General features: G+C 35.9%; 20 protein-coding genes and 1 pseudogene. 1 reads left to right on the plus strand and 20 read right to left on the minus strand.

Features of this window, described 5'->3' with window-relative positions:
- The first annotated feature begins 95 nt into the window (after window positions 1-95).
- Window positions 96-242, plus strand: coding sequence for a hypothetical protein (locus tag ABH960_RS29550; protein ID WP_483862326.1), 147 nt, complete (start codon window positions 96-98; stop codon window positions 240-242).
- 86 nt (window positions 243-328) lie between these two features.
- Here the strand turns inward: ABH960_RS29550 and ABH960_RS09400 are convergent, their stop codons facing one another.
- From ABH960_RS09400 to ABH960_RS09495, 20 genes and pseudogenes are all read right to left on the minus strand, one after another.
- Window positions 329-1,381 (minus strand): P-loop NTPase, encoded by a 1,053-nt coding sequence (locus ABH960_RS09400; RefSeq protein ID WP_404444767.1) that lies wholly within the window; start codon window positions 1,379-1,381, stop codon window positions 329-331.
- A 20-nt stretch (window positions 1,382-1,401) separates the two neighbouring features.
- Window positions 1,402-1,890, minus strand: a complete 489-nt coding sequence (gene moaC, locus ABH960_RS09405) for a cyclic pyranopterin monophosphate synthase MoaC (RefSeq protein WP_404444659.1) — start codon at window positions 1,888-1,890, stop codon at window positions 1,402-1,404.
- A 47-nt stretch (window positions 1,891-1,937) separates the two neighbouring features.
- Window positions 1,938-2,174 carry a molybdopterin converting factor subunit 1 gene (gene moaD, locus ABH960_RS09410; protein ID WP_088045785.1) on the minus strand — a complete coding sequence of 79 codons (237 nt, stop codon included), beginning with the start codon at window positions 2,172-2,174 and terminating at the stop codon, window positions 1,938-1,940.
- A gap of 4 nt (window positions 2,175-2,178) precedes the next feature.
- Entirely contained in the window at window positions 2,179-2,643 is a 465-nt protein-coding gene (locus tag ABH960_RS09415; protein WP_050000168.1) for a molybdenum cofactor biosynthesis protein MoaE, read from the minus strand.
- A complete protein-coding gene (locus ABH960_RS09420) occupies window positions 2,624-3,937 on the minus strand; it encodes a molybdopterin molybdotransferase MoeA (protein ID WP_404444770.1) in 1,314 nt (437 codons plus the stop codon). Before ABH960_RS09420 ends, ABH960_RS09415 begins: the two co-directional genes overlap by 20 nt.
- Window positions 3,938-3,956: 19 nt before the next feature.
- Window positions 3,957-4,973 (minus strand): molybdopterin-synthase adenylyltransferase MoeB, encoded by a 1,017-nt coding sequence (locus ABH960_RS09425; RefSeq protein WP_404444663.1) that lies wholly within the window; start codon window positions 4,971-4,973, stop codon window positions 3,957-3,959.
- A 42-nt stretch (window positions 4,974-5,015) separates the two neighbouring features.
- A complete protein-coding gene (locus ABH960_RS09430; protein ID WP_002126614.1) occupies window positions 5,016-5,810 on the minus strand; it encodes a formate channel in 795 nt (264 codons plus the stop codon).
- A gap of 207 nt (window positions 5,811-6,017) precedes the next feature.
- Window positions 6,018-7,034, minus strand: coding sequence for a GTP 3',8-cyclase MoaA (gene moaA / locus ABH960_RS09435; RefSeq protein ID WP_078178247.1), 1,017 nt, complete (start codon window positions 7,032-7,034; stop codon window positions 6,018-6,020).
- 16 nt (window positions 7,035-7,050) lie between these two features.
- Complete coding sequence (gene fdhD / locus ABH960_RS09440) at window positions 7,051-7,851, minus strand: formate dehydrogenase accessory sulfurtransferase FdhD (protein WP_078178248.1); 801 nt, start codon at window positions 7,849-7,851, stop codon at window positions 7,051-7,053.
- 16 nt (window positions 7,852-7,867) lie between these two features.
- The gene (locus ABH960_RS09445) at window positions 7,868-8,212 is read right to left on the minus strand and encodes a Na-translocating system protein MpsC family protein (protein ID WP_002012015.1); all 345 of its coding nucleotides are present in this window, start codon (window positions 8,210-8,212) and stop codon (window positions 7,868-7,870) included.
- Between the two features lie 150 nt (window positions 8,213-8,362).
- Window positions 8,363-8,845, minus strand: coding sequence for a helical membrane plugin domain-containing protein (locus tag ABH960_RS09450; RefSeq protein WP_061675184.1), 483 nt, complete (start codon window positions 8,843-8,845; stop codon window positions 8,363-8,365).
- Window positions 8,846-9,004: 159 nt separating this feature from the next.
- Window positions 9,005-11,953 carry a formate dehydrogenase subunit alpha gene (fdhF, locus tag ABH960_RS09455; protein WP_404444669.1) on the minus strand — a complete coding sequence of 983 codons (2,949 nt, stop codon included), beginning with the start codon at window positions 11,951-11,953 and terminating at the stop codon, window positions 9,005-9,007.
- Complete coding sequence (locus ABH960_RS09460) at window positions 11,922-12,113, minus strand: hypothetical protein (RefSeq protein ID WP_002158491.1); 192 nt, start codon at window positions 12,111-12,113, stop codon at window positions 11,922-11,924. The genes fdhF and ABH960_RS09460 overlap by 32 nt, the downstream gene beginning before the upstream one ends.
- A gap of 104 nt (window positions 12,114-12,217) precedes the next feature.
- Complete coding sequence (locus ABH960_RS09465) at window positions 12,218-12,994, minus strand: TerC family protein (protein WP_002086470.1); 777 nt, start codon at window positions 12,992-12,994, stop codon at window positions 12,218-12,220.
- A 156-nt stretch (window positions 12,995-13,150) separates the two neighbouring features.
- The gene (locus tag ABH960_RS09470) at window positions 13,151-15,886 is read right to left on the minus strand and encodes a sensor domain-containing protein (protein ID WP_404444673.1); all 2,736 of its coding nucleotides are present in this window, start codon (window positions 15,884-15,886) and stop codon (window positions 13,151-13,153) included.
- Window positions 15,887-16,433: 547 nt separating this feature from the next.
- On the minus strand, window positions 16,434-17,666 hold the full coding sequence (locus ABH960_RS09475) for an N-acetylmuramoyl-L-alanine amidase (protein WP_404444676.1): 1,233 nt from the start codon (window positions 17,664-17,666) through the stop codon (window positions 16,434-16,436).
- Window positions 17,667-18,114: 448 nt separating this feature from the next.
- Window positions 18,115-18,356, minus strand: a pseudogene (locus ABH960_RS09480) (Ger(x)C family spore germination protein); the annotation flags it as partial.
- 83 nt (window positions 18,357-18,439) lie between these two features.
- Window positions 18,440-19,387, minus strand: coding sequence for a DNA-binding domain-containing protein (locus ABH960_RS09485; protein ID WP_002126601.1), 948 nt, complete (start codon window positions 19,385-19,387; stop codon window positions 18,440-18,442).
- A 491-nt stretch (window positions 19,388-19,878) separates the two neighbouring features.
- Entirely contained in the window at window positions 19,879-20,787 is a 909-nt protein-coding gene (locus tag ABH960_RS09490; RefSeq protein ID WP_002126599.1) for a chemotaxis protein, read from the minus strand.
- A gap of 141 nt (window positions 20,788-20,928) precedes the next feature.
- Complete coding sequence (locus ABH960_RS09495) at window positions 20,929-21,414, minus strand: hypothetical protein (protein ID WP_002012030.1); 486 nt, start codon at window positions 21,412-21,414, stop codon at window positions 20,929-20,931.
- Between the last annotated feature and the right edge of the window lie 128 nt (window positions 21,415-21,542).

The raw sequence follows: 21,542 nt of genomic DNA on the forward strand, positions 1-21,542 counted from the left end.
ATACAAACAGGAAATGAGCATAAGTCCTTTTTCTCTTCATAGCCATTTATTAGCTCTGGAACATCGACTATATAAATCTATATGAAGTGTCTATTATGCGTATTGGTACGAATGTTTTAAGTATGAATGCTAGGCAGTCATTGTATGAAAATCAGAAACGTATGAATGTTGCTCTTAGTACGAGTATGGTTTCTCAAGCAAATCAAATTCCACAAATAGTTTCGAAGTTATTGCAGTCTTAAATATAACCTTTAAAACTATTGAAATAACTCTACAAAAAATAAAAAGCGGGATACATACGTGCTATGCATCCCACTTTTATATCAACCTATCCGTTATAAATGAGATCCTCCGCTAAAGAAGCAAATATCTCCCCAACGAGCGAATCTTCATCATACACACATGAGCCATTATTTTCTTCACGTTTTGCAAACGGTATTTGGGCGATTACTTCTGTTTGCAGTTGTTCTGCTAACATTTCACCACCGCCTTTTCCGAAGAGGTAGTTTCTTGAGCCATCTTGCTCTTCGTAATATGCCATATTTTCAACGATACCTAAAATGTCGTGTTTCGTATGTTTCGCCATTACTCCTACTCTAGACGCGACAAATGAAGCTACGTTATGAGGTGTCGTAACGATAATTTCTTTCGCCTGTGGAATCATCGCTGCGACATCTATCGCAACGTCTCCTGTTCCAGGTGGTAAATCTAGAAGAAGATAGTCTAATTCTCCCCAGTGCGTATTCGCAAGGAAGTTTTGAATCCATTTGTTTAACATCGGTCCGCGCCACATAACTGGGTTGTTTCCTTCTGTGAAGAATCCCATCGACATAATTTTAACACCGTGACTAACGACTGGAATTGCTGTTTGATCGATCATTGTTGGTTTTTCATTCGTTTCCATCATAGCTGGGATACTGAATCCGTATATATCTGCATCTAAAATGCCAACCTTTTTCCCCATACTTGCTAACGCAGTAGCAAGGTTAATCGTCACAGTTGATTTACCAACTCCTCCTTTTCCGCTCGTTACAGTAATAAAACGTACTCCTGAATCAGGTCGAAGCATACTAGGCATTCCAGTTTCTGTTCTAGCTTCTTTCTTTAAAGACGCTGTTAATGCCGCTCGTTCTTCCGGTGTCATTGAACCAAATGTTAAAGACACTTTCGATGCACCAATATTTCGAAGAGAGTCTTCAATATCTTGTTGAATTTTCGCCTTTAGCGGACAACCTTGTATCGTTAAAACTACTTCTAGCCCAACCTCTGTACCATCTATCTTTATATTTCTGACCATATTTAATTCCACAATACTCTTGTGCAACTCCGGATCTTCTACATGGCTTAAAGCATTCATAATTTGTTCGTGAGTAATCATCATACACATTCCTTCCATTATAGTCATTTCACCTGATGGAAAAAGTCTCCGCTTTTCCCACCCGTTTTTTGCACTAAATACGTTTCTTTCATGACCATCGTTTTATCAACTGCTTTACACATATCGTAAAAAGTAAGGGCGGCAATCGATACGGCATTTAATGCTTCCATTTCTACACCTGTTTTCCCACTACATTTCACTGTAGCTCGTATCATTAATTCATAGCCATCGGTTTTCTTTTCATAATGAAACGTAAAGTCTGTTCCTTGGATTAATATCGGATGACACATCGGAATAATATCGGATGTTTTTTTAGCACCGATTATGCCAGCAACTTGCGCTACTTGGAGCGGGTCTCCTTTTTTCAATCCACCACTTTGAATTTCCTCAAATAATTCATTTGATAAAGAAATCGTACTTTGCGCAACAGCTGTGCGTGTTGAAATATCCTTTTGAGAGATATCAACCATTTTGGCTCTGCCCTCTTCATTCCAGTGCGAAAATTCACTCATAATGATCCTCCTTAACGTATGAAAGATTTAATACTCGAATAAAAAAATTACCCTCCACTTACAGGCGGGATAAACGCGACGGTATCTCCAGCTCTTACAATATCTTCGTCCGTTACAAATTCTTCATTAATTGCCACCATAACTTTATCTAGCGTCTGTAAGTGATAGTTTTCTTTCAACCATTTTTTCAATTGATGAACATTCATCTCTCGTTTTTCTATCATTACTAATCTCTCTGAGCCGACTTCTTCTCGTAAATTTGCGAACAATAAAATTGTAATCATTCTCTCATTCTTCTTTCTTTGGTTTTCCTTCTGGATAGGGAGTATTTTCAAGTTGATCACCAATCCACTCCGTTCCATCTTCCCAAAATTCTTTTTTCCAAATTGGGACGATTCTCTTTATACGTTCAATTGCGTATTCATTCGCTTCGTACGCTACTTTACGATGCGGCGACGATACTGCAATGACAACTGCAATATCCATTATTTCTAGTCTTCCTACTCGGTGCGTAATTGCTATTTTCGCATCCGGCCACTTTTTCTTAATTTCTTCTCCAATTGCAGTAAGCTTTTTTACCGCCATCGGTTTATATGCTTCATACTCAAGATGTAACGTTCGTTTTCCTTTCGTTAATTCCCTTACTGTTCCAATAAAAGTTGTAATTGCTCCTGCTTCTCGTCTTGCTACTTTATTCGTTACTTCTTCAACTACAATCCGATTATCGACAATTTCAAATAGTGCTTGTCCCATCAAAACCTCTCCCCACTTTACGGAATGTCCAAGGCCATTCACTACCTTCGTTATCTTCTAATAAAAGAATGTCTACAAACATCCCTTTCTTATATCCTCTCGTTCCGCCCTGTAGGACGATAAAAATGTTTGATTCTGCTAATGAAGAAACGGAACTAGATTTATCAAATCCTGATGGATAAGCGATTAGTTGTCCTTCGTTATACTTCAGCTTACCTCGTACAAATCTTGTAAATGGATTAGGTTTTAGAAAGTCTTCTCCGAGCATTGCTTTTTCTCGTTTTACATGTGGTTTTTCGCTAAACATATACGCACGAATGCTAGGTTTTACGAATAATTCAAAGCCTACGTAACAAGCAGATGGATTACCTGATAATCCAAATAATAATTTTCCGTTTAATTGCGCTACAGTCGTGACGCTACCCGGCCGCATGGCTACTTTATTAAAAAGAACTGATGCGCCTAATTTTTCGTATATAGCTGGCAAATAGTCATAGTCGCCTACCGAAACACCACCAGTTGTAATTAACATATCCACTTCGCTTAACGCTTTTTTCACTGCCTCGTAGCACGTATTCAAATCGTCGCTAAACTTCCCGAAGTATTTTACTCTTCCACCTGCTCTTCGAATTTGAGACGATATCATATACGTATTACTATTTCGGATTTTCCCAGGTTGTAGTTCTTCATTTACATCGAGAAGTTCACTCCCAGTCGCTAATAGTCCAATTATGGGCTTTTTCGCTACTGGCACTTCGCTATAACCGAATGTAGCAAGAAGAGCAGAAATACCTGGATTAATGTAACAACCTCTTTTTGCGAGAACGGTTCCTTTACGTGCATCTTCACCTTGAAAGGATATATTGTCCCCTTCTTTAAATGAGCGCCTCACTTCCATATAGCTTTTTCCGATATTTTCATATTGACGATGACGAGTGAGTTCTAGCATGACGACCGCGTTACATCCTTTCGGAATTTGTGCGCCTGTCATAATTCGAACTGCTTGAAACGCTTCTACTTCTTTATGGAATACAGAACCTGCTCCAATTTCACCGATGACTTCAAATACAATTGGATTCTCACGACTTGCCCGCGACGTATCTTCTGCCCTAATAGCAAATCCATCATATGGCGAGCGATCGAAGGAAGGAACATCGTGATCAGCTACTAAATCGTCTGCTAACGTCCGTCCGTATGCTAATTCCAGTGGTACTAGTTCTTTTACACCACAATTAGCAAATGCCATCACTTTATGAACAGCCTCTTCAACTGTAATTGGCACTCTTCTTTCCATCATTACCAATCCCTCTCTATTATCCTAATAACCGATAGTATAGTTGTTTCGCTTTTTGAATTTCATTCGTTCCGTGAATAAATACACGCCCATCTTGAAAAATGACGATGCGATACTCTTCTAATTGGCAAGAGAGCAAATATGGATTCCGATCAACTTTCCCGTGGTTTTTCAATACTTTTTCTAACTCGTCAAAGTCGTAATGACTATTATGCGCCGGTCTAATTTGAACTGTATTTCTTCCGCATAACACAGCTGTCTTCGTTTGATTTTCGTATGATAAATAAGGATAAGTTCTATTTGTTCCGCACGAAGGACAGTCTTCTGTTTTGATTTTTCCTAGTTTGAGAGAATGATGTTGATTACTCCATATATCAAACATTAAAAAAGTTTTTCTAATTGCTGTATAATCTTCTACTAAAATTTTGAATGCTTCTGCTACTTGATACGCTGCGACGATTTGAACAGCTGGACTAATAATTCCAACTGTGTCACATGTCGCCCCTGTAACAGGAACACTTTTCAACACGCAATGTAAGCACGGTGTTTTCTTCGGAATAATTGTATAGCTCATGCCATAACTTCCGACACAAGAACCGTAAATCCAAGGGATATTGTATTTTTGTGATGTTTCATTAATCACGAACCGAATATCGAAATTATCTGTTGCATCAATAATGACATCGACACCACCTAGTAAAGCTTCCATATTATCTACTCTTGCATCCATTACAAGAGCTTGAATTTGCACGTCTGAATTAATTTGTTTGAGACGATTCTGCGCTGCAATTGCTTTTGGCAATTTTTCTATCGCATCTTGTTCAGCGTAAAGTTGTTGCCGCTGTAAATTGCTCCATTCTACGTAATCGCGATCAATAATCGTTAATTTCCCGATACCTGCACGTACAAACGCCTCTGCACTTGCACTTCCTAACGCACCTGCCCCTATTATTAATACATGCTTATTTCTAATCTTCTCTTGCCCTTCTTTTCCAATAGGAGTGAACAACTGTTGTCGTGAATACCGCTCTATCATGAGGTAACCTTCCTTTCATGTAAAAATCAGCTTCATATACTGTTATTTTTTCAATACATCTTCTTCGATAGCACTTTGTTTCTGATAACAAGAAAAATAAGCGAATCCAACAAATCCCGCTCCGCCAATTACATTTCCGATAAAGACAGGCACAAAGTTTTTCGCAAGATCCATCCACGTAAGGTGACCCGCAAAAATCACGGCTGAAATGACAAACATATTTGCTACTACTTGTTGAAATCCAATTACGACAAATGCCATAATCGGAATCCAAATTCCAACAATCTTCCCAATTAAATCGTTCGTTCCGTATGCTAACCAAATCGCAAGGCAAACGAGCCAGTTACAGCCAATTGCTAAAATTAACGTTCTCCCAAAAGATTCATGTAACTTATCTTGAGCTATCGCTATCGTTTTATTTAAATACGCTCCCTCAGTTAACCCGCCAAGATGACCGAAACAATACGCTACGAAAAGTGCACCTACAAAGTTAGTTAAAGTAATCCAGGCCCAATTGTGTAACACATGTTTCAATGAAATTTTCCGTGCATAAAGTGCCATAGACATTGACATCATATTTCCCGTAATTAATTCTCCTCCTGTTAACACAACTAGCATCAGTCCGATAGGAAAAACCGCTCCTCCTATAAAATTAACTAAACTTCCCCATTGCTCCGGTACATTACCGAGAACACGAATATTAAGTAAAAATCCTATCGAAATGAATGCTCCTCCTAAAAAACCAAGGATAAGCATAGCTGATAGCGGTTGCCTTACCTTTTGAACACCGGATTCAATCACAAGCGCAGCAATTTGTTCCGGTTTATGAAATGCCATAACCAATTCCTCCATTTTTCTCATCTAAAAAAAGCAGCACCAAAAACCCTTACCATCGTAAGGATTTTTGAATGCTGCTTAATCTCTCTGCATATCTCTTACAGAAATATCAATCATCATTTTTACTATACTCATAGAAAGTGTACAAAACTTGCACATTTCCCACTATTTACGTTAACAAAGAGAATCCATATTCATAGTAGTTTCTCAGCCACCGATATGAGACATTTCAATTTTCGGCATTATTTTTTTATTCGTATCGCTTAACCGTTCATCTGAATAACGGTCTGAACGATTATTCCAAATGTCACGAATAACATTAGTAATCTCCTCATCCGTATATCCAGTACGAAGTAATTCTTTAAGATCGTTTCCTTTAGAAGCAAACAAACAAGTATACAATTTCCCTTCTGCGGAAATACGTGCTCTTGTACATGATGAACAGAACGAATCTGTTACAGATGAAATAATTCCTATTTCTTCATCACTACCGATATAGCGATAACGTGTCGCAACTTCACCAAGATAGTTCGCTTCAATACGTTCAAGCGGCATAACTTTATGAATCATCTCTACTATTTCTTGCTTAGAAACTACTTCGCCTAATTCCCAGCCGTTAAAATTTCCGACATCCATATATTCAATGAACCGAAGGATATGCTTATTCTCTTTAAAGTACTCTGCCATCTGAACGATGTCTTGTTCATTTTTCCCTTTTTGAACAACCATGTTCATTTTAATTTTCATTCCGGCTTCCGCCGCAGCCTGTATTCCTGCAAGAACCGTTTTTACTTTACTTCTATTCCCATTTAAATAAGAAAATCTCTCTTCATTTAACGAGTCTAAACTAACTGTCACACGAGATAAACCCGCCTTATATAAATCTGGAGCAAACTTTTTAAGTAATGATCCATTTGTCGTTAAACCAATATCCTCTACTCCGTCAATTTCGTTTAACCGTTGTATGAGTTCAGGTAGGCCTTTTCGAAGTAAAGGCTCTCCCCCAGTAATGCGTAACTTTCTTACACCTAAAGAAACGAAAATACGTGTAATCCTTTCAATTTCATCAAAAGATAAAATTTTATCATTAGACAAAAAAGAATAATCACGACCAAATATTTCCTCCGGCATACAATATCGACAGCGAAAATTACAACGATCAGTAACAGAAATACGCAAGTCCTTTAAAGGACGATCCAATTTGTCTAATGTAACAGATTTCATATTTATTGCCTCGTTTCTACTTATTTATATTTACAATCCGCTCTGGATGCGTATATACATTTAAAGATTTATTACGAATGAAGCCTATTGTAGTAATCCCTAACTGCTCCGCTAGCTCTAATGCTAACTCAGTTGGAGCTGATTTTGACAATATTACTTCACAGCCAATTTTCGCAACTTTTAATAGAATTTCAGAAGAGATACGTCCGCTAAAAACAATAATTTTATCACCAATCGAAATGTTATTTTTTAAACAATAGCCGTAAATTTTATCTAAAGCGTTATGTCTTCCTATATCCATGCGGCTTAAAACAATTCCACTCACATCACATAAAGCTGCATTATGAACGCCGCCTGTATGTTGAAACGTAGACGCAGATTGCTGCATATCATTCATTAACCGAAAACAATCCTCGGCAGAGATTTCCACGCGAATATCCTTCATTTCTTTCGCAGTCAGCGCATCGTTCGCAAAAACAAACCCTTGCCTACTCATTCCACAGCACGAAGTAATATAACGTTTGTTTTGTATGTCACGATAATAAGGATTGATTTTCGTCGTTTTTACATGTACATAGCCTTCTTTTTCTTGCATCCATATTTCATCAATATCTTCATACTTTCGGATAATGCCTTCAGAGGCTAAAAAGCCAATTACCATATCTTCAATATACTCTGGAGTACTAACCATTGTAACAAATTCCTGGCCGTTAATTTTAACCGTAACAGGAAACTCTGTTACAATGCTATCCTCTATATATTTAAATTCCCCTTGCTCATATTTGAAAATTTTCCGTTCCACCTGAATCGATTTCACGATGAGCATCCTTCTCTCACGTTATATTTTTATCAAAAACAAACACGGAAACTGCAATATCTTCATCTACTTTCATATCAGAAAACAGATGAACTAACTTCGCACCAACAAGTTCTTCTAAATGTTCATGAGGATTAGCCACATACACTTCTTGAATCATTTTCGTTCGAGCCATATGAACCATTTCCGCCCCATCCGTAGTTCCCGAAATAAATTTCTCAGTAGGTGTTAAATTCCCATAAAGTGTTGCAATAGCCATGTTCTCGGTAAATACAGTATGAATTCTTTCCGGTCCTTTCCCGAACAACTCTTTTCGAAGCTTTCGGATCATATCATTAAATTCATGTACCATTTTTGACATACTCTCATTCCTTCCTAGTTATTCCATCACAACTATTTTAACAAAATGACCATTTCGCCTAAACTATTTAATAATGAGACGAAATGGATCACCTTTTACAATTATCTCAAGTACGCAAACAACATATGAAATACTATTATTGTTGCTTATCTATTCTTCTTTTAACCCTTTACCCATACCTTTTAAGAAATGAAGACCAAATCCGATAGCACGATTAATATCTGGGTCTTTCAGTACTTTCATAAGGTCTAATATTCCTACTTTTTTATTGCTTTGCAGATGCTGGTTTCCTTCATCCATACCTGTCAATACGCTACCTATAAGCTTTTTCGTAAGTTCCGGATCAAGTTCTGTTAAAGCTCCTGCAGCGCCCATCATATTATTAATTAAATTTGTAACTGGTTCACGGGTGACTTGACCTAGAACAATTTTTGCGATTGGTTCTTTCGCTTTCAGCATAGAATTTGCAGCTTCTAGCATCCCAATGTCATTTAGTTCACCTACTATATTAAACATTTGATTTAAAGCTTCTTCATTATTAGCTAGAAGTTCTTTTAAATCTTCGAGTTTTTGTTGTTTTCGTTCTTCCTCAGTTAGCTCCTGCTTTTGGATTGCTTGAATAGGTGCCGCCATATCCTTTTCTCCTCCCTATTTATCCCGCTATTTGCGGGCAGTAAGACCCCTACCTCAAAATTCAATGAAAGCCAAGAAGTTAGGTGGGGGTTGGGCTGCCCATAAAAGCCCGATTGGTGAAGGCTAATAATCAGTAGGGGATAAAGAACCCCCACCTGATTAAAGTTTCACTTTATCCGTTAAGTGTACGTATCCTGGACGAGCCCACTTGCGATTTACCTCAATGCCGTTTTGAGGATGACGCTTTTTATTACGCGGGTTCGTTTTTGGCATCGGATTTTCACCTTCTACTTGTAACACTTCCATACGCACTTTCGTTTGTTTATATGCAGGCGTATTCGTACGTTGATCGACCGCAGGACCTGTTAAGAAATTAATCGCCGTTTCATTGTCTGTCGAGTTCATCGGTAAATACAGCTCATTCGCTTTTACACGATCCGTTACGAGTGCACGTAATTTAAGTGCTCCGAATGGAGAAACAAGACGTACTAACGAACCAGTTTTCACTCCACGTTCCCTTGCTAACTCTGGAGAAACTTCAACGAAAACACCTGGTACTTTCGATTGAATACCAGTTGATTTATTTGTCATGTTCCCTTCATGGAAATGTTCAAGCATACGACCGTTATTAATGTGAAGATCGTATTCTGCTGGGAATGCAGCAGGACGTACCCAATCAGCTATCGCAAAACGAGCTTTTTTGTCCGGGAAGTTAAATCCATCTTTAAATAGCAGCGGCGTATTCGTTCCATCAAAACTTCCCCAGTGGAAACTGTTCCACCCTTCAAGCACTTCATAGTTTGCGTGTGCGAATAGTGGTGATAAGCTTGCCATTTCAGCAAAGATTTCACTTGGATGATTATAATTCCAGTTTGCGCCTAACTTATTAGCAATTGCCTGCACGATCCACCAGTCTGGTTTCGCATCTCCTAGCGTTGGAAGCACTTGATATAATCTTTGTACACGACGCTCAGTATTTGTAAAAGTACCTTCTTTCTCAAGAGATGGCGCTGCTGGTAATACTACATCAGCGTATTGAGCTGTTTTAGAAAGGAACACATCTTGAACGACAAAGAATTCAAGGCTTGATAACACTTCATGTACGTGATTTGCGTTAGAGTCTACAAGAGCCATATCTTCTCCAACAAGATACATAGCTTTCATTTTCCCTTCATCAATTGCGTGAAGCATTTCAATGTTATTAAGACCTGGTTTGTTATCAATTTTTACTCCGTAAGCTATTTCAAATTTCGCACGTTCTACATCGTCAGTAACGTGCTGATATCCTGGAAGCCAGCCTGGAAGTGTCCCCATATCACAAGCACCTTGTACGTTATTATGACCTCGAAGCGGGTATGCTCCAGCACCTGGACGACGATAGTTTCCTGTTGCAAGAAGTAAGTTTGAAATTGCAGCGGAAGTATCTGAACCACCAGTATTTTGCGTTACCCCCATTCCCCAAAGAATACACGTACCATCTGCATCACGAATCATTTCTGCCATTTTAACGAGCGTTTCTTTTGAAATACCTGTAATCTCTTCTGCATATTCAAGCGTATATTCCGCGAGACTATCTTTGAAATCATCAAAGAAGTTTACATTCTCATCGATGAACTGCTGATCGTGCCAACCTTGATCAATCATATATTTCGTAACAGCCATTAACCATACTTGGTCCGTTCCTTGCTTTGGACTAATAAAGATATCCGAACGCTCTGCCATTTCAGTTTTACGAAGATCTGCAACAATTAGTTTTTGACCGTGAAGTTTATGCGCACGTTTCACACGAGTTGCTAATACTGGGTGACCTTCTGTTGGATTACAACCAACGATAATAACAAGACCCGATTGTGCGATATCTTTAATCGTCCCTGCATCTCCGCCCATACCAATTGTACGGAACAATCCATCTGTCGCTGGTGATTGACAATAACGTGAGCAGTTATCAACGTTATTCGTTTCGAACACTTGACGCGCTAACTTTTGAATAACATAATTATCTTCATTCGTAATTTTAGAAGAAGAAATAAAGCCGATAGAGCCTTTACCGTACTTTTCTTTAATAGAGCCCAATTTATTCGCCACTACATGAAGCGCTTCTTCCCAAGTCGATTCAATGAACACTCCATTTTTACGAATTAAAGGTTTCGTAAGTCGTTTTTCAGAATTAACGAAATCCCAACCGAATTTTCCTTTTACACAAGTAGAAATTGCATTAACTGGTGCCTCAGAAGTTGGTTGCACCTTTAAAATTTTGCGCCCTTTCGTCCATACTTCAAATGAACAACCTACACCACAAAACGTACATACTGTTTTCGTCTTCTTCGTACGAGTGTCGCGCATCGCAGCTTCTACTTCTGACACAGCGAAAATACCGCTATATCCAGGTTCAACCTCTTTAATAAGATCGACCATAGGTTCAAGAATATCCGGCTTCAGCCCAGTCATAAATCCAGCTTCACCGAGCATCGATTTCTCCATTAAAGCATTACAAGGACAAATCGTTACACATTGACCGCAGCTTACACATGAAGAATCGTTAATATCTACTCCTTCATCCCAAATAACACGTGGGCGCTCTGCCTCCCAATCAATAGATAACGTTTCATTAACTTGTAAGTTTTGACACACCTCTACACATTGACCGCACGCGATACATTGATTCGGATCATAGCGATAAAATGGATGAGACATATCAACTTCGCTTGCATCAACTTTTGGCTCATAAGGATATTTTTGATGCTCAATTCCCATTAATTCTGCCGTATTATGCAGTTTACAATTCCCGTTATTGTTGTCACAAACCGTACAGTAAAGTAAATGATTTTCTAGTAAACGGTCCATCGCCTCATATTGTGCTGCCTTTGCACTAGTAGAGGACAGCTCAATATTCATACCGCTCGTCACTACAGTAGAACAGGATCGCACAAGCTTTCCGTTAACTTCTACAATACAAGTATCACACGTTTGAATAGGATCCACTTCCGGCACATAACAAATTTGTGGATGTTCAATTCCGTTCTCATTAATAATGCCCAGTATAGTTGAACCAGGCTCAGCATTATACTCTTTGCCGTTAATTGTAATATGAACCATGCTGTCGTTCATGGTTACTCCCCCTTTTTGAGAATAAAAAAACTCCACCACGAAAATATACGCACCACATTTTTGGCACGTTATCATCATGGTGGAGTAGTTTATTAGCACATCTTGCTAAAATACCAATCCATTTATTCATAAATAAAATGATAGATTCATAACAGGTCATATCACGATTCCATCTTTAACACTGTAATTATAGCGTTAAATCGAAAAATACACAATATAATTATCATTACAAAGGACAAAGCACATAATGCTCTGACCTTTGTATTACATTTTAGGATTATTCTGAGATGACTTACTTCCCGGTGCAAACCAACCAATTAGTGCGATGGCAACTAATACTCCGTAGAAGATTAAAGTCCAAGTTGTACTGTGTGGAAAATCATGATCTAAAATACCTATATCCTCATGGGCAAGTGTAATTACAGCTAGTTTGACACCGACCCAGGCAACAATTGCATATGCTGTTGTTTCTAGTGCTGGACGTTTCTCCAGTAATTGTACAAACCAAGTTGCCGCAAATTTAATTAAAATAAGTCCAGCTATCCCTCCAAGAAGTACAACAATGAACTGTCCTCCATCCATACCTCCGAAATCGTCAAGCGGAGAATCCGGAAGCCCCAGAGCAAGAGCAACTGCGGCTAAGATTGAATCAATCGCAAAGGCAAGGTCAGCTAATGCAATCTTTCCTACTGTGAACCAGTAGCTTTTTCCTGCTGCTTCCTTTTCATCTTCCTTGTGAATATTTTGATTATTTTTTCCGAATTGCGCCTGAATGACATGCTTTAATCCTAAGTAAAGAAGATAAGCTGCTCCTATCGCCTGTATTTGCCAAACATTTGCAATAAATGATATAGCAAAAAGGGCTGCGAATCGAAAAACAAAGGCCATAATAATTCCGTAATTTATAGCTCTTTTTTTCTCTTCTTCGGGTAAATGCTTGGCTATAACTGCTAGTACAAGGGCATTGTCAGCCGATAACAATCCTTCTAATCCGATTAAAATTAACAATGCCCAAGCATACTCTAGCCATATTGAATCCATCCGCTTCTCTCCTTTCTAAAACTAAAATCAGATAAGGTCTTTGCTCATTAGAATTTCCTATTAAGCCAAATTAAATGCTAAAACATTTTGACAGTTACTTTGCTGTCCTCTATTTGTTATAATTTCAACAAAAAACAAATCTAGATTGTGGTTTTCTTAGAAAAGGTGACGCGACATTGTGCTTAAAAACTTGATGAATTCATCTTCACTTACAGGTTTACTGTAGTAATAGCCCTGAATTAGATAACATGCATTACGTTGTAACACTGTTAATTGTTCCTTCGTTTCTACCCCTTCTGCGATCACTTTCATGTTTAAAGTATGTGCTAGTGAAATAATGGTATGAATAATTTCATTTCCATCAGTAGAATTTCCGATCCTATTAACAAATTCTCTTGGAATTTTTAAGGTATCAATTGGATACAAAGGGAGATATGCTAATGAAGAATACCCTGTGCCAAAATCGTCAATTGATAAATGTACACCATATGATTTTAATGCTTTTAACTTCGATAAGGTTTCTTTTTCGTCTACCATTGCTATCCGCTCAGTTAATTCTAAATCAATCGAACTAGCAGGTACCCCTACTTCTTCTATGGTAGATATGATTGCTTGAACAAAATCTTTCTGTTCAAACTCTATAGCAGATAAATTTATCCCCATTTTTAGATTTACATAGCCTGCAGAATGCCACTTTTTCAGTTGTCGACACGCTTCCTGTAACGTCCATTTCCCAATTGGAATAATTTGCGACGTTTCTTCCGCGATAGGTATAAATTCAAAAGGAGAAATAAGTCCCAGTTCTGGATGTTGCCAACGAATTAAAGCCTCTGCACCAATAACCATACCAGTCTTACTGTCAGCTTGTGGTTGATATAATAAAAACAACTCATTATTTTCTAATGCCTTCGGTAAATCCTGTTCTAATCGTAATCGTCTTGTTATTTTTTTTGATAATGTCTCGTCATACATGCAAACAGCATTATTACCTTTTTCCTTTGCACTATACATAGCAATATCAGCATGTTGTAAAAGTGTAGTAGTATTTATTCCTCCAAACGGATACACTGCTATTCCTATACTAAGAGATAAGTAAAAGCTATGCTGATTTACTACAAATGCTTCTTCAGTTATACGAAATAGAGTTTCACACAAATCCAATAGCTGTTGCTCTGTATGGTTATGGACTATGATCGCAAACTCATCTCCCCCTATTCTCGCTAGATGAATAGCCGGTAACAGACATGTCCTAAAACGTTTAGCAACTTCTTTTAAAACACTGTCACCAATTGAATGTCCCAGTGTATCGTTAATGGTCTTAAAACGATTTAAATCTATATACAAGATTCCAAATTCACCCTGCGTTTTTCGTGCACGCTCAATGGATTTTTCTAATTCTTTTTGGAAGAATATTCGATTTCCAATCTCCGTCACTGTATCGTGGAATGCTAGATAGTTTATCTCATCTTGTTGTTTCTTCATTCTCGTAATGTCTTTTACCATTACATAACTCCCAAAAGTTTGTCCTTCTATCATAATAGGAACAATGGTGACGTACCAAAAATGAATGTCCTTCTCATTATTATTTTTCACACGTAATTGTAACGAAGCCGAACTGCATCGTTTCCCTTCCTGTAGAGCTGCTTCCAATTCAGATCTATCTTCGTCTAAAAAAATCGAGAAGCACTCTTTACCTATTAATTCATCACTGTTTTTTCCTAATAACATACTTCCAGCCTGGTTTATATTTAACACAGTACCATTTGAATTAATCGTTAAAATAGGATCTGGATGATACTCATATAATGACTTAAATCTCTCTTGATTTTTGACCAAGTCATTGGATTTGTTTATTAAATCTTCTGTTCTTTGAGATACTTTTTGTTCTAATTGATTATTAAACACTTTTAACATTTCGGTTAAATCGCTGTTTTGCATTCGTACGATAGTATGACGAATCAGCACAAATACAAATGCAATACAATTCCCAGTAATAAGTGTAGCCGAGGAAGTTTGCTCTTTTAAAGTAAAGCCAATTAATACCGCAACTGCAAGATAAGGAAATATAACAAGAAGTTTCTTCCCAAATGTGGGATCGATAATGAAATAATTCCTTCTAGAAGATGCATTCTTTGAGATCGAAGCAGCAATAGCGATAAATAATAGGAAAACTCTATACAAACACCTTAATAATATAAGTGAACGATCTGACAAATCATCTTGTAAGTAAAAATACAAGTAGTCCGTAATAGCCAATCCAGTTAATACGAGAATAAAAATAAATAATTTACTTTTCGCATTAAAAATAGCTGGTCGAAAGATTAGACTAACTCCTAATAAAAGAAGTAATAAATCTATAATCGGAAAAATAAATGAGAGAAAAACATCTCCAATTGATAAGAATAAGATATTTGCAGAAGGTTTATTAAACAGGTACCACTCTAATGTAAAAATGGCAGTAACAACAATACATAAATCACAAATTAAATACGCTTTTTCCCACTTGTTACATTCCATAATGATTTTATAAAAGAATGCAAAGAGAAAGAAGAATAAGAAAAACAACAAAAACACATCAGAGATATTAAAATTTTGTATCGGTAATTCTACATTAAGTACTTGAAAAGCGGATATAAAATTCCCGATCAAGAAACACCCTATTGCAATAGTAATGCAAACCCAGAATACTCCTAACTTAATTTTTCCGGATAATATAGAATAAAGTAATGAGATAAATACAGTAGTTTCAACAACTAAGGATGATAGTCGGATATTAAAATCTGATACAAAATAATGATTCGGAAAAACAAATAAAAATATAAAACAAAAGCTTATATAGAATATTAGAGCTATTGTTAATAAGATAAATTGCAAATGTGAATGTTTAAGCAATATATTCACCTTCTTAAGTCTTTCATCATTTTTAAAAAATTTGTTTCTAATTATTATTCATATTATGACCATTTCAAAAGATTTCTTTCAAAATAAAGCAGCCTTACATTACACCTGCAAATATTTAACAATTCCATAACAGGAATTACAAAAAAATATGAACAGCTATGTCCTTAACACTATCAATTATTGTTATACGAACTATTTATGTAACAAGTTTATTTAATAGCTAATTAGTTCAAAGAATGTTTTCTTTGAACTAATTGTATACTGCCCATCTGAATCATATAACTTAACTATTTTTAAATTAAAATTTCACGTAAAAATAATGAATGTAGGTGTATGCCCCTATCTATTTATCTTTTTTTCTTCATAACTTCTATAGTATTCATTAAGTACGCTAACTTAAACACCGATTTATTTATAATCCTTAATAAGTCGGTGCTAGTATACACTATAAAACTAAAACACATTTCAAATAACAAAACTATACTTTAGCAATTTATAAATTTCATATTCCTAGAATTACTAAACTTTCTTTTACCTATTACAATCTATATTCAGATACATTATTTCCTTTCCATTCATAATAATCTAAAACCCCTTCATAAATGGCTTCTGCTGCAATCTGTCTGCCGTTTGCCGTAGATAGTTTACTGTAATCGATACCATTATCTATAAAAGCCAGTTCCGTTAACACAGCTGGCATGTCGTTTTCTCTTATAACATGAAGATCTCCGTGTTTAACGCCTCTATCACGTGTTTGAAGAGCCTCTACTAAACGTGTTTGAATTTTTTCCGCTAACACACGACTTTCTTCCACATGAGGATTTGTTTTTTCGGATTCAGAAGATTTATAGTAGTATGTTTCTGTCCCTTTTGCATTACCATTAAAAGCATTTGCATGAATGCTTTTAATGATATCCCCCTCATTTTGCTTAGCAAATTTAACACGTTCCTGTAAAGAGCTTTTTTGGTCATGTCCAGGTCTAGTATCAGATTCACGAGTTAGTAAAACTGTAAATGGTGTATGTTTTTCGAGCAATTGTTGTAGGCGTAAGGAAGTGTCTAATACGATTTTACTTTCAGGCAATCCTTTTGTGGACTTTCCGGGATCTGCACCACCATGTCCAGGATCAATAATGATTGTTTTACTTTCTAAAGGGTTTTTCGGACTGTATTGAAGGGTATCTGTTTTGGCAGTAAGTTGTGCGGCTTCTGCACGTGTTATGAATTTATTTGGTTGCCAACCATTATCAGTACCAACAGAAATCTTTAAATCAATTAAAATATTGGCAAATTTTTCACCCCAATGTCCTTTTAAATCATCAAATTTACTTTGCCCATTACTATTTGTTCTATCTTGTAGCTTATATGCATTTACTAACATTGTTGCCATTGCAGCACGAGTAACTTTTCCAGAAGGATTAAATATTCCATTTCCTTCACCTTTAATTATTCCTGCTTTTTCAGCAGCAGCAATATACGGCGTTCCCCAGTGGTTTTGTGAATCTGTAAAAGATGGTTTTGCATTTAAGTCAATATGTATACCAAGGGCCTTTGTCATAATTGTTGCCGCAGAAGCCCTATCTAATGTATCACTTGAACCAAAAGTTCCATCTGGATAACCACTCAATACTTTTTTATCAACTAAATAATTAACGGATTTGTCAGCCCATGCAGGAACATCTTGGAATTTATGAGTATTTGCAAATGCACTAGATGAGTAGGATAGTAGACTTCCAGCAAGAATTCCTGTAGCAATTAATTTTTTCTTCAAAATTTAGCACCTCTAAAAAATTATTACAAGTTGGTAAATATATCATTTATAGTTAATCTTTAAATAATACGACCTAGAATAAAGAATAGATTAAATCCGCATTATCCCTATATTAAAGATATTAAATACAAATCGAACTATTATTCCGAACAGAATCCTGAGACATACACTTATAGATAGAAAATATTAAATATATTCACCAACGTCGTGTAACCAGTATAGTTACTCGTATGTACGAGTGTCAATTAAAAAAACCTTACATTTTTGTAAGATAACCATGTTAATAATGTAGTAAGTAATTATTATATAATGTGAATAATTACTCGGTATAATAAAATAGTAATCTTATATTTTAAACAAATATTGATTATCTTGGTAGGCAAATAACTTATAACAGCCACCTTTTTGGCCATGCTTTGGAATCCTACTTTACTCTTCAATTCTCCGTATTAAAAGTTGGTTGATGAAATGTAATAACAACTGTACGATTATACAACTTATTCACCTCAATTAAATCAGTTAAATCTTGATGAAGAGTCGGTTTATCTTTAAAATCATTATGTATTAAGTCCTTTCACAGTGACAATACGCATATTCCTAGTATTTTTCTGATCGTAATACTACAAAGTAAGACCTAGCTCCTTCCTTTTGTACAAATTTTTGATTTACTAAAATTAATTGTAACTTTTCCTCTGTCCGAAACGATTCCATACAAAACAAAAGGGAAATACATATACACTATGTATCTCCCTTTTATTTTGTACCCAATTTTTTTATTGTGTTACGGTCATAACTTGTCCACTACGGTCAACCATAATTTTCATTTTTCCGTCTTGAGCGTTATATAACCCTAGCTTATGTAGATCTTGTTTGCATTCTTTTACGAAGTAAGGCAATGTACGAATTTGATCGATATCAGAGCTCGTAATAAAATGAATTAAATGATGCGTCATCTCTTTAATATCATGAACGAGTTCTTCCTTCTCTCGTTTTAATCTTTCATTTTCAGCTCGTAATGAATGTAATTCACCTTCAAGACCACGTGCATTCTTTTCATCTTTTGAACGCTCTGCTGCCATACTGGAAAGCTTATAGATTCCCTCCATGAACTGATGCAATTCGTGTTCTTTCTTGTCACTACATTGACTAATTGTTTCAAAGTTATCCACGATGCCAGATATAACTGTTACGAGGCTTTTTTCATCATCTTCATTTCGAACGTCTTCAATTACTTCCTGCTTACTTTCTTGTTTTTTCTCAGCAATTGTCTCTTTTACAGGTGCATATTTACGTTTTCGCCCCGGCTTTTGTTTTTCAATATTTTCAAACGGGATTTCTTGTTTTTTTAATTTATAATACGTGTTTTGCAATTGGCTTTCCGTTTTCGGAAAAAGATTCAGTTCATTTTTACTAACATATTTTGAAATATTTGCGATGTTTAAGCCGTGACGTTGACAAAATTGATACACTTCATACAATAATTCTAGTTCAGACTTCAACCAAGTAATCGCTGATTTTTCATATTCTCGCATACCGCCATTTTTTTCTATATCTATTTGAAATAATACCATTCTATTATATAAATCGATTAGCTCTTCATACCCGATTTGGAATTGTTTCTCTATTTTTTTAAATTCCGCCTCTAATTTCATATCGTTCGTTTTATTATTTGACATGTTTTGTAAAAGACTTAATACATTGATTGCTGTGTGGTGATACATAATATGTGTCACTCCCCCTCATCCTTTCACAATTCTCATCTGACTCCCATGTCTTTTAAGAAAATAGAAATTTCCACATATCCATATTATAACATTTCGAAATTGTCTGTCAAATAATTAACATACAAAAAGGTATAAAAAGTATCGAAATAAAAAATGATTTTTAACAAATATGAAAAATTAAAAAATAGCTAAGCAAAATATTATATCAGAAAAATTCTACTTAATTATATTATATGGTATTCCTAATATATTTTCACCGAAAAAGTTTGCGCCACCACGAAATCTTATAGATGAAATAATTGAACATCATGTAAAAAAACCCTCACCTTTATAGTAAAGGTGAGGGTTTTACACAACGCTAACTAATTAACCGAAAGAATGACCATTATTACCACGGTGGCTACAGAAAAACAAAAATATCTCAGAAACACTCTACCTTTCTGTCTTTACACACATGGCTGGCTCCTCTCTTCCAACTAAAAGAAGCTTTATAGTACTAACTTATCAACTAGCCCGATTAATTCTTGGATATCTGGCTTACTTACTTGAGCATTCGCTCCTACCGCTTCACCTTTATGGAATAATTCATTTGTAATTAATGAAGAGAAAATAATGACTGGTAATTGATTCATTACTTCACTATCTTTAATTACTTTCGTTAAATGGTGTCCATCCATTTTCGGCATTTCAATATCTGTAATAAGCAGGTGAATATGTTCATACATTTTTTCACCTTGCTCTTTTGCTAATTTTTCAATTTGAGCTAATGCTTCTGCACCATTGCTGAAGAAGTTCATTTTCGTATATCCAGCTGATGATAATGTTTCTTCTAGTATTTGACGAAGCATCGCTGAATCTTCTGCAATATAAATAACTTTTTCAGCTCGATCTGTTTTTTGCTCTAATCCTGCAAGTGATTTATTGTCATAACCAGTACCGCTAATTTCACATACAATTTTTTCATAATCTAATAATAAGATGATTTTCCCATCTAGTTTTACAATACCAGATGTCGTTTCTTCTAGTCCCATAGATAATGAAGCTGGTTCATCAATTTGTTCCCATGAAATACGTTGAATACGATGCACTTCATCAACACGGAAAATAACTTTCATTTGGTTTAATTCTGAAATGATAAATTTCGTTTGATCAAGTGGTTTTATAGATTTTAAATTAAGAGCCGTTGCTAAGTTAATAACAGGTAAAATTTCACCACGTACTTGAACAACACCTTCAACTGCATGATGAGCTTCTGGCACAGTTGTAACAGGGAATGGATTAATAATTTCACGCACTTTCATTACATTAATACTAAATAAATTTTCACCAACAGTGTACGTTACGATTTCTAATTCGTTTGTTCCGCTTTCTAATAAAATACTTTGTGCTTGTGACATAAAGGTGTCGCTCCCCTTCCATTAATTCCGTATATTTAATTATTAAGCTTTATTAAAACCAAAAAGTCAACTACCTATATGAAAAATATAGATAGTTGAGTGATCCTCACAGTTTTAAAGTAGAAATACTACCGGTAAAACTTAATCTTGTATAAACGAAGCAAGTGCCTCTAGTAACACTTCTTGTGCTCCTACAATTTCTGTCGGCATTGCTTCCCATTTTTTCGAAAGCTCCGTTTCCACTCTTATTCTTAGCTCCGGATTCATTTCTTCTAGCACGTATTCTTTCGTTGCTATATCAACATCAAGTAGCGCAAGTGCATATAACTCCGGATCGTTTATTTTTTTAAATACTTGTTTCAATACCGCCGGTGCTATATGTTTTAACTTTTCAATGTGAATTTCCTTATCAGAAAATAGTAACTCATATTGAATATACGTAACATTTTCTTTAATAACTTTAAAATAGCAATTATTTTTTTTATCATTTACAAAATAACCGTTCGGATCTGCAATAATACTCTCTACTTGACGTATTAAATTAGGTAAACTACTCGCCGCCATTACAGTACGTTGCTCAATCTCACTTGGCGAAATGAATGTAACGCGATACTTATTCTGCGCCATCCTCCTCACCTCTCCTTTTATATAAACTTAGTCTAATTGTACAATATAGCACAACTATCTTAAATTAATCTAACTCTATTTCAAATCATTGCTCCTAGAATCAGAGAAATCCTCTCTCCAAAAAGTGA

Origin of the sequence: Bacillus sp. RC252 (assembly GCF_044909215.1) — a bacterium.
In the GTDB taxonomy this organism is placed as follows: Bacteria; Bacillota; Bacilli; order Bacillales; family Bacillaceae_G; genus Bacillus_A; species Bacillus_A mycoides.

Excerpts from the sequence above, each read along its gene's own strand:
- ABH960_RS29550 (WP_483862326.1), top strand. The coding sequence starts at position 96 with ATGCGTATTGGTACGAATGTTTTAAGTATGAATGCTAGGCAGTCATTG.
- ABH960_RS09400 (WP_404444767.1), bottom strand. The coding sequence starts at position 1,381 with ATGATGATTACTCACGAACAAATTATGAATGCTTTAAGCCATGTAGAA.
- moaC (WP_404444659.1), bottom strand. The coding sequence starts at position 1,890 with ATGAGTGAATTTTCGCACTGGAATGAAGAGGGCAGAGCCAAAATGGTT.
- moaD (WP_088045785.1), bottom strand. The coding sequence starts at position 2,174 with ATGATTACAATTTTATTGTTCGCAAATTTACGAGAAGAAGTCGGCTCA.
- ABH960_RS09415 (WP_050000168.1), bottom strand. The coding sequence starts at position 2,643 with ATGGGACAAGCACTATTTGAAATTGTCGATAATCGGATTGTAGTTGAA.
- ABH960_RS09420 (WP_404444770.1), bottom strand. The coding sequence starts at position 3,937 with ATGGAAAGAAGAGTGCCAATTACAGTTGAAGAGGCTGTTCATAAAGTG.
- ABH960_RS09425 (WP_404444663.1), bottom strand. The coding sequence starts at position 4,973 with ATGATAGAGCGGTATTCACGACAACAGTTGTTCACTCCTATTGGAAAA.
- ABH960_RS09430 (WP_002126614.1), bottom strand. The coding sequence starts at position 5,810 with ATGGCATTTCATAAACCGGAACAAATTGCTGCGCTTGTGATTGAATCC.
- moaA (WP_078178247.1), bottom strand. The coding sequence starts at position 7,034 with ATGAAATCTGTTACATTAGACAAATTGGATCGTCCTTTAAAGGACTTG.
- ABH960_RS09445 (WP_002012015.1), bottom strand. The coding sequence starts at position 8,212 with ATGTCAAAAATGGTACATGAATTTAATGATATGATCCGAAAGCTTCGA.
- ABH960_RS09450 (WP_061675184.1), bottom strand. The coding sequence starts at position 8,845 with ATGGCGGCACCTATTCAAGCAATCCAAAAGCAGGAGCTAACTGAGGAA.
- fdhF (WP_404444669.1), bottom strand. The coding sequence starts at position 11,953 with ATGAACGACAGCATGGTTCATATTACAATTAACGGCAAAGAGTATAAT.
- ABH960_RS09460 (WP_002158491.1), bottom strand. The coding sequence starts at position 12,113 with ATGACCTGTTATGAATCTATCATTTTATTTATGAATAAATGGATTGGT.
- ABH960_RS09465 (WP_002086470.1), bottom strand. The coding sequence starts at position 12,994 with ATGGATTCAATATGGCTAGAGTATGCTTGGGCATTGTTAATTTTAATC.
- ABH960_RS09485 (WP_002126601.1), bottom strand. The coding sequence starts at position 19,387 with ATGTATCACCACACAGCAATCAATGTATTAAGTCTTTTACAAAACATG.
- ABH960_RS09490 (WP_002126599.1), bottom strand. The coding sequence starts at position 20,787 with ATGTCACAAGCACAAAGTATTTTATTAGAAAGCGGAACAAACGAATTA.
- ABH960_RS09495 (WP_002012030.1), bottom strand. The coding sequence starts at position 21,414 with ATGGCGCAGAATAAGTATCGCGTTACATTCATTTCGCCAAGTGAGATT.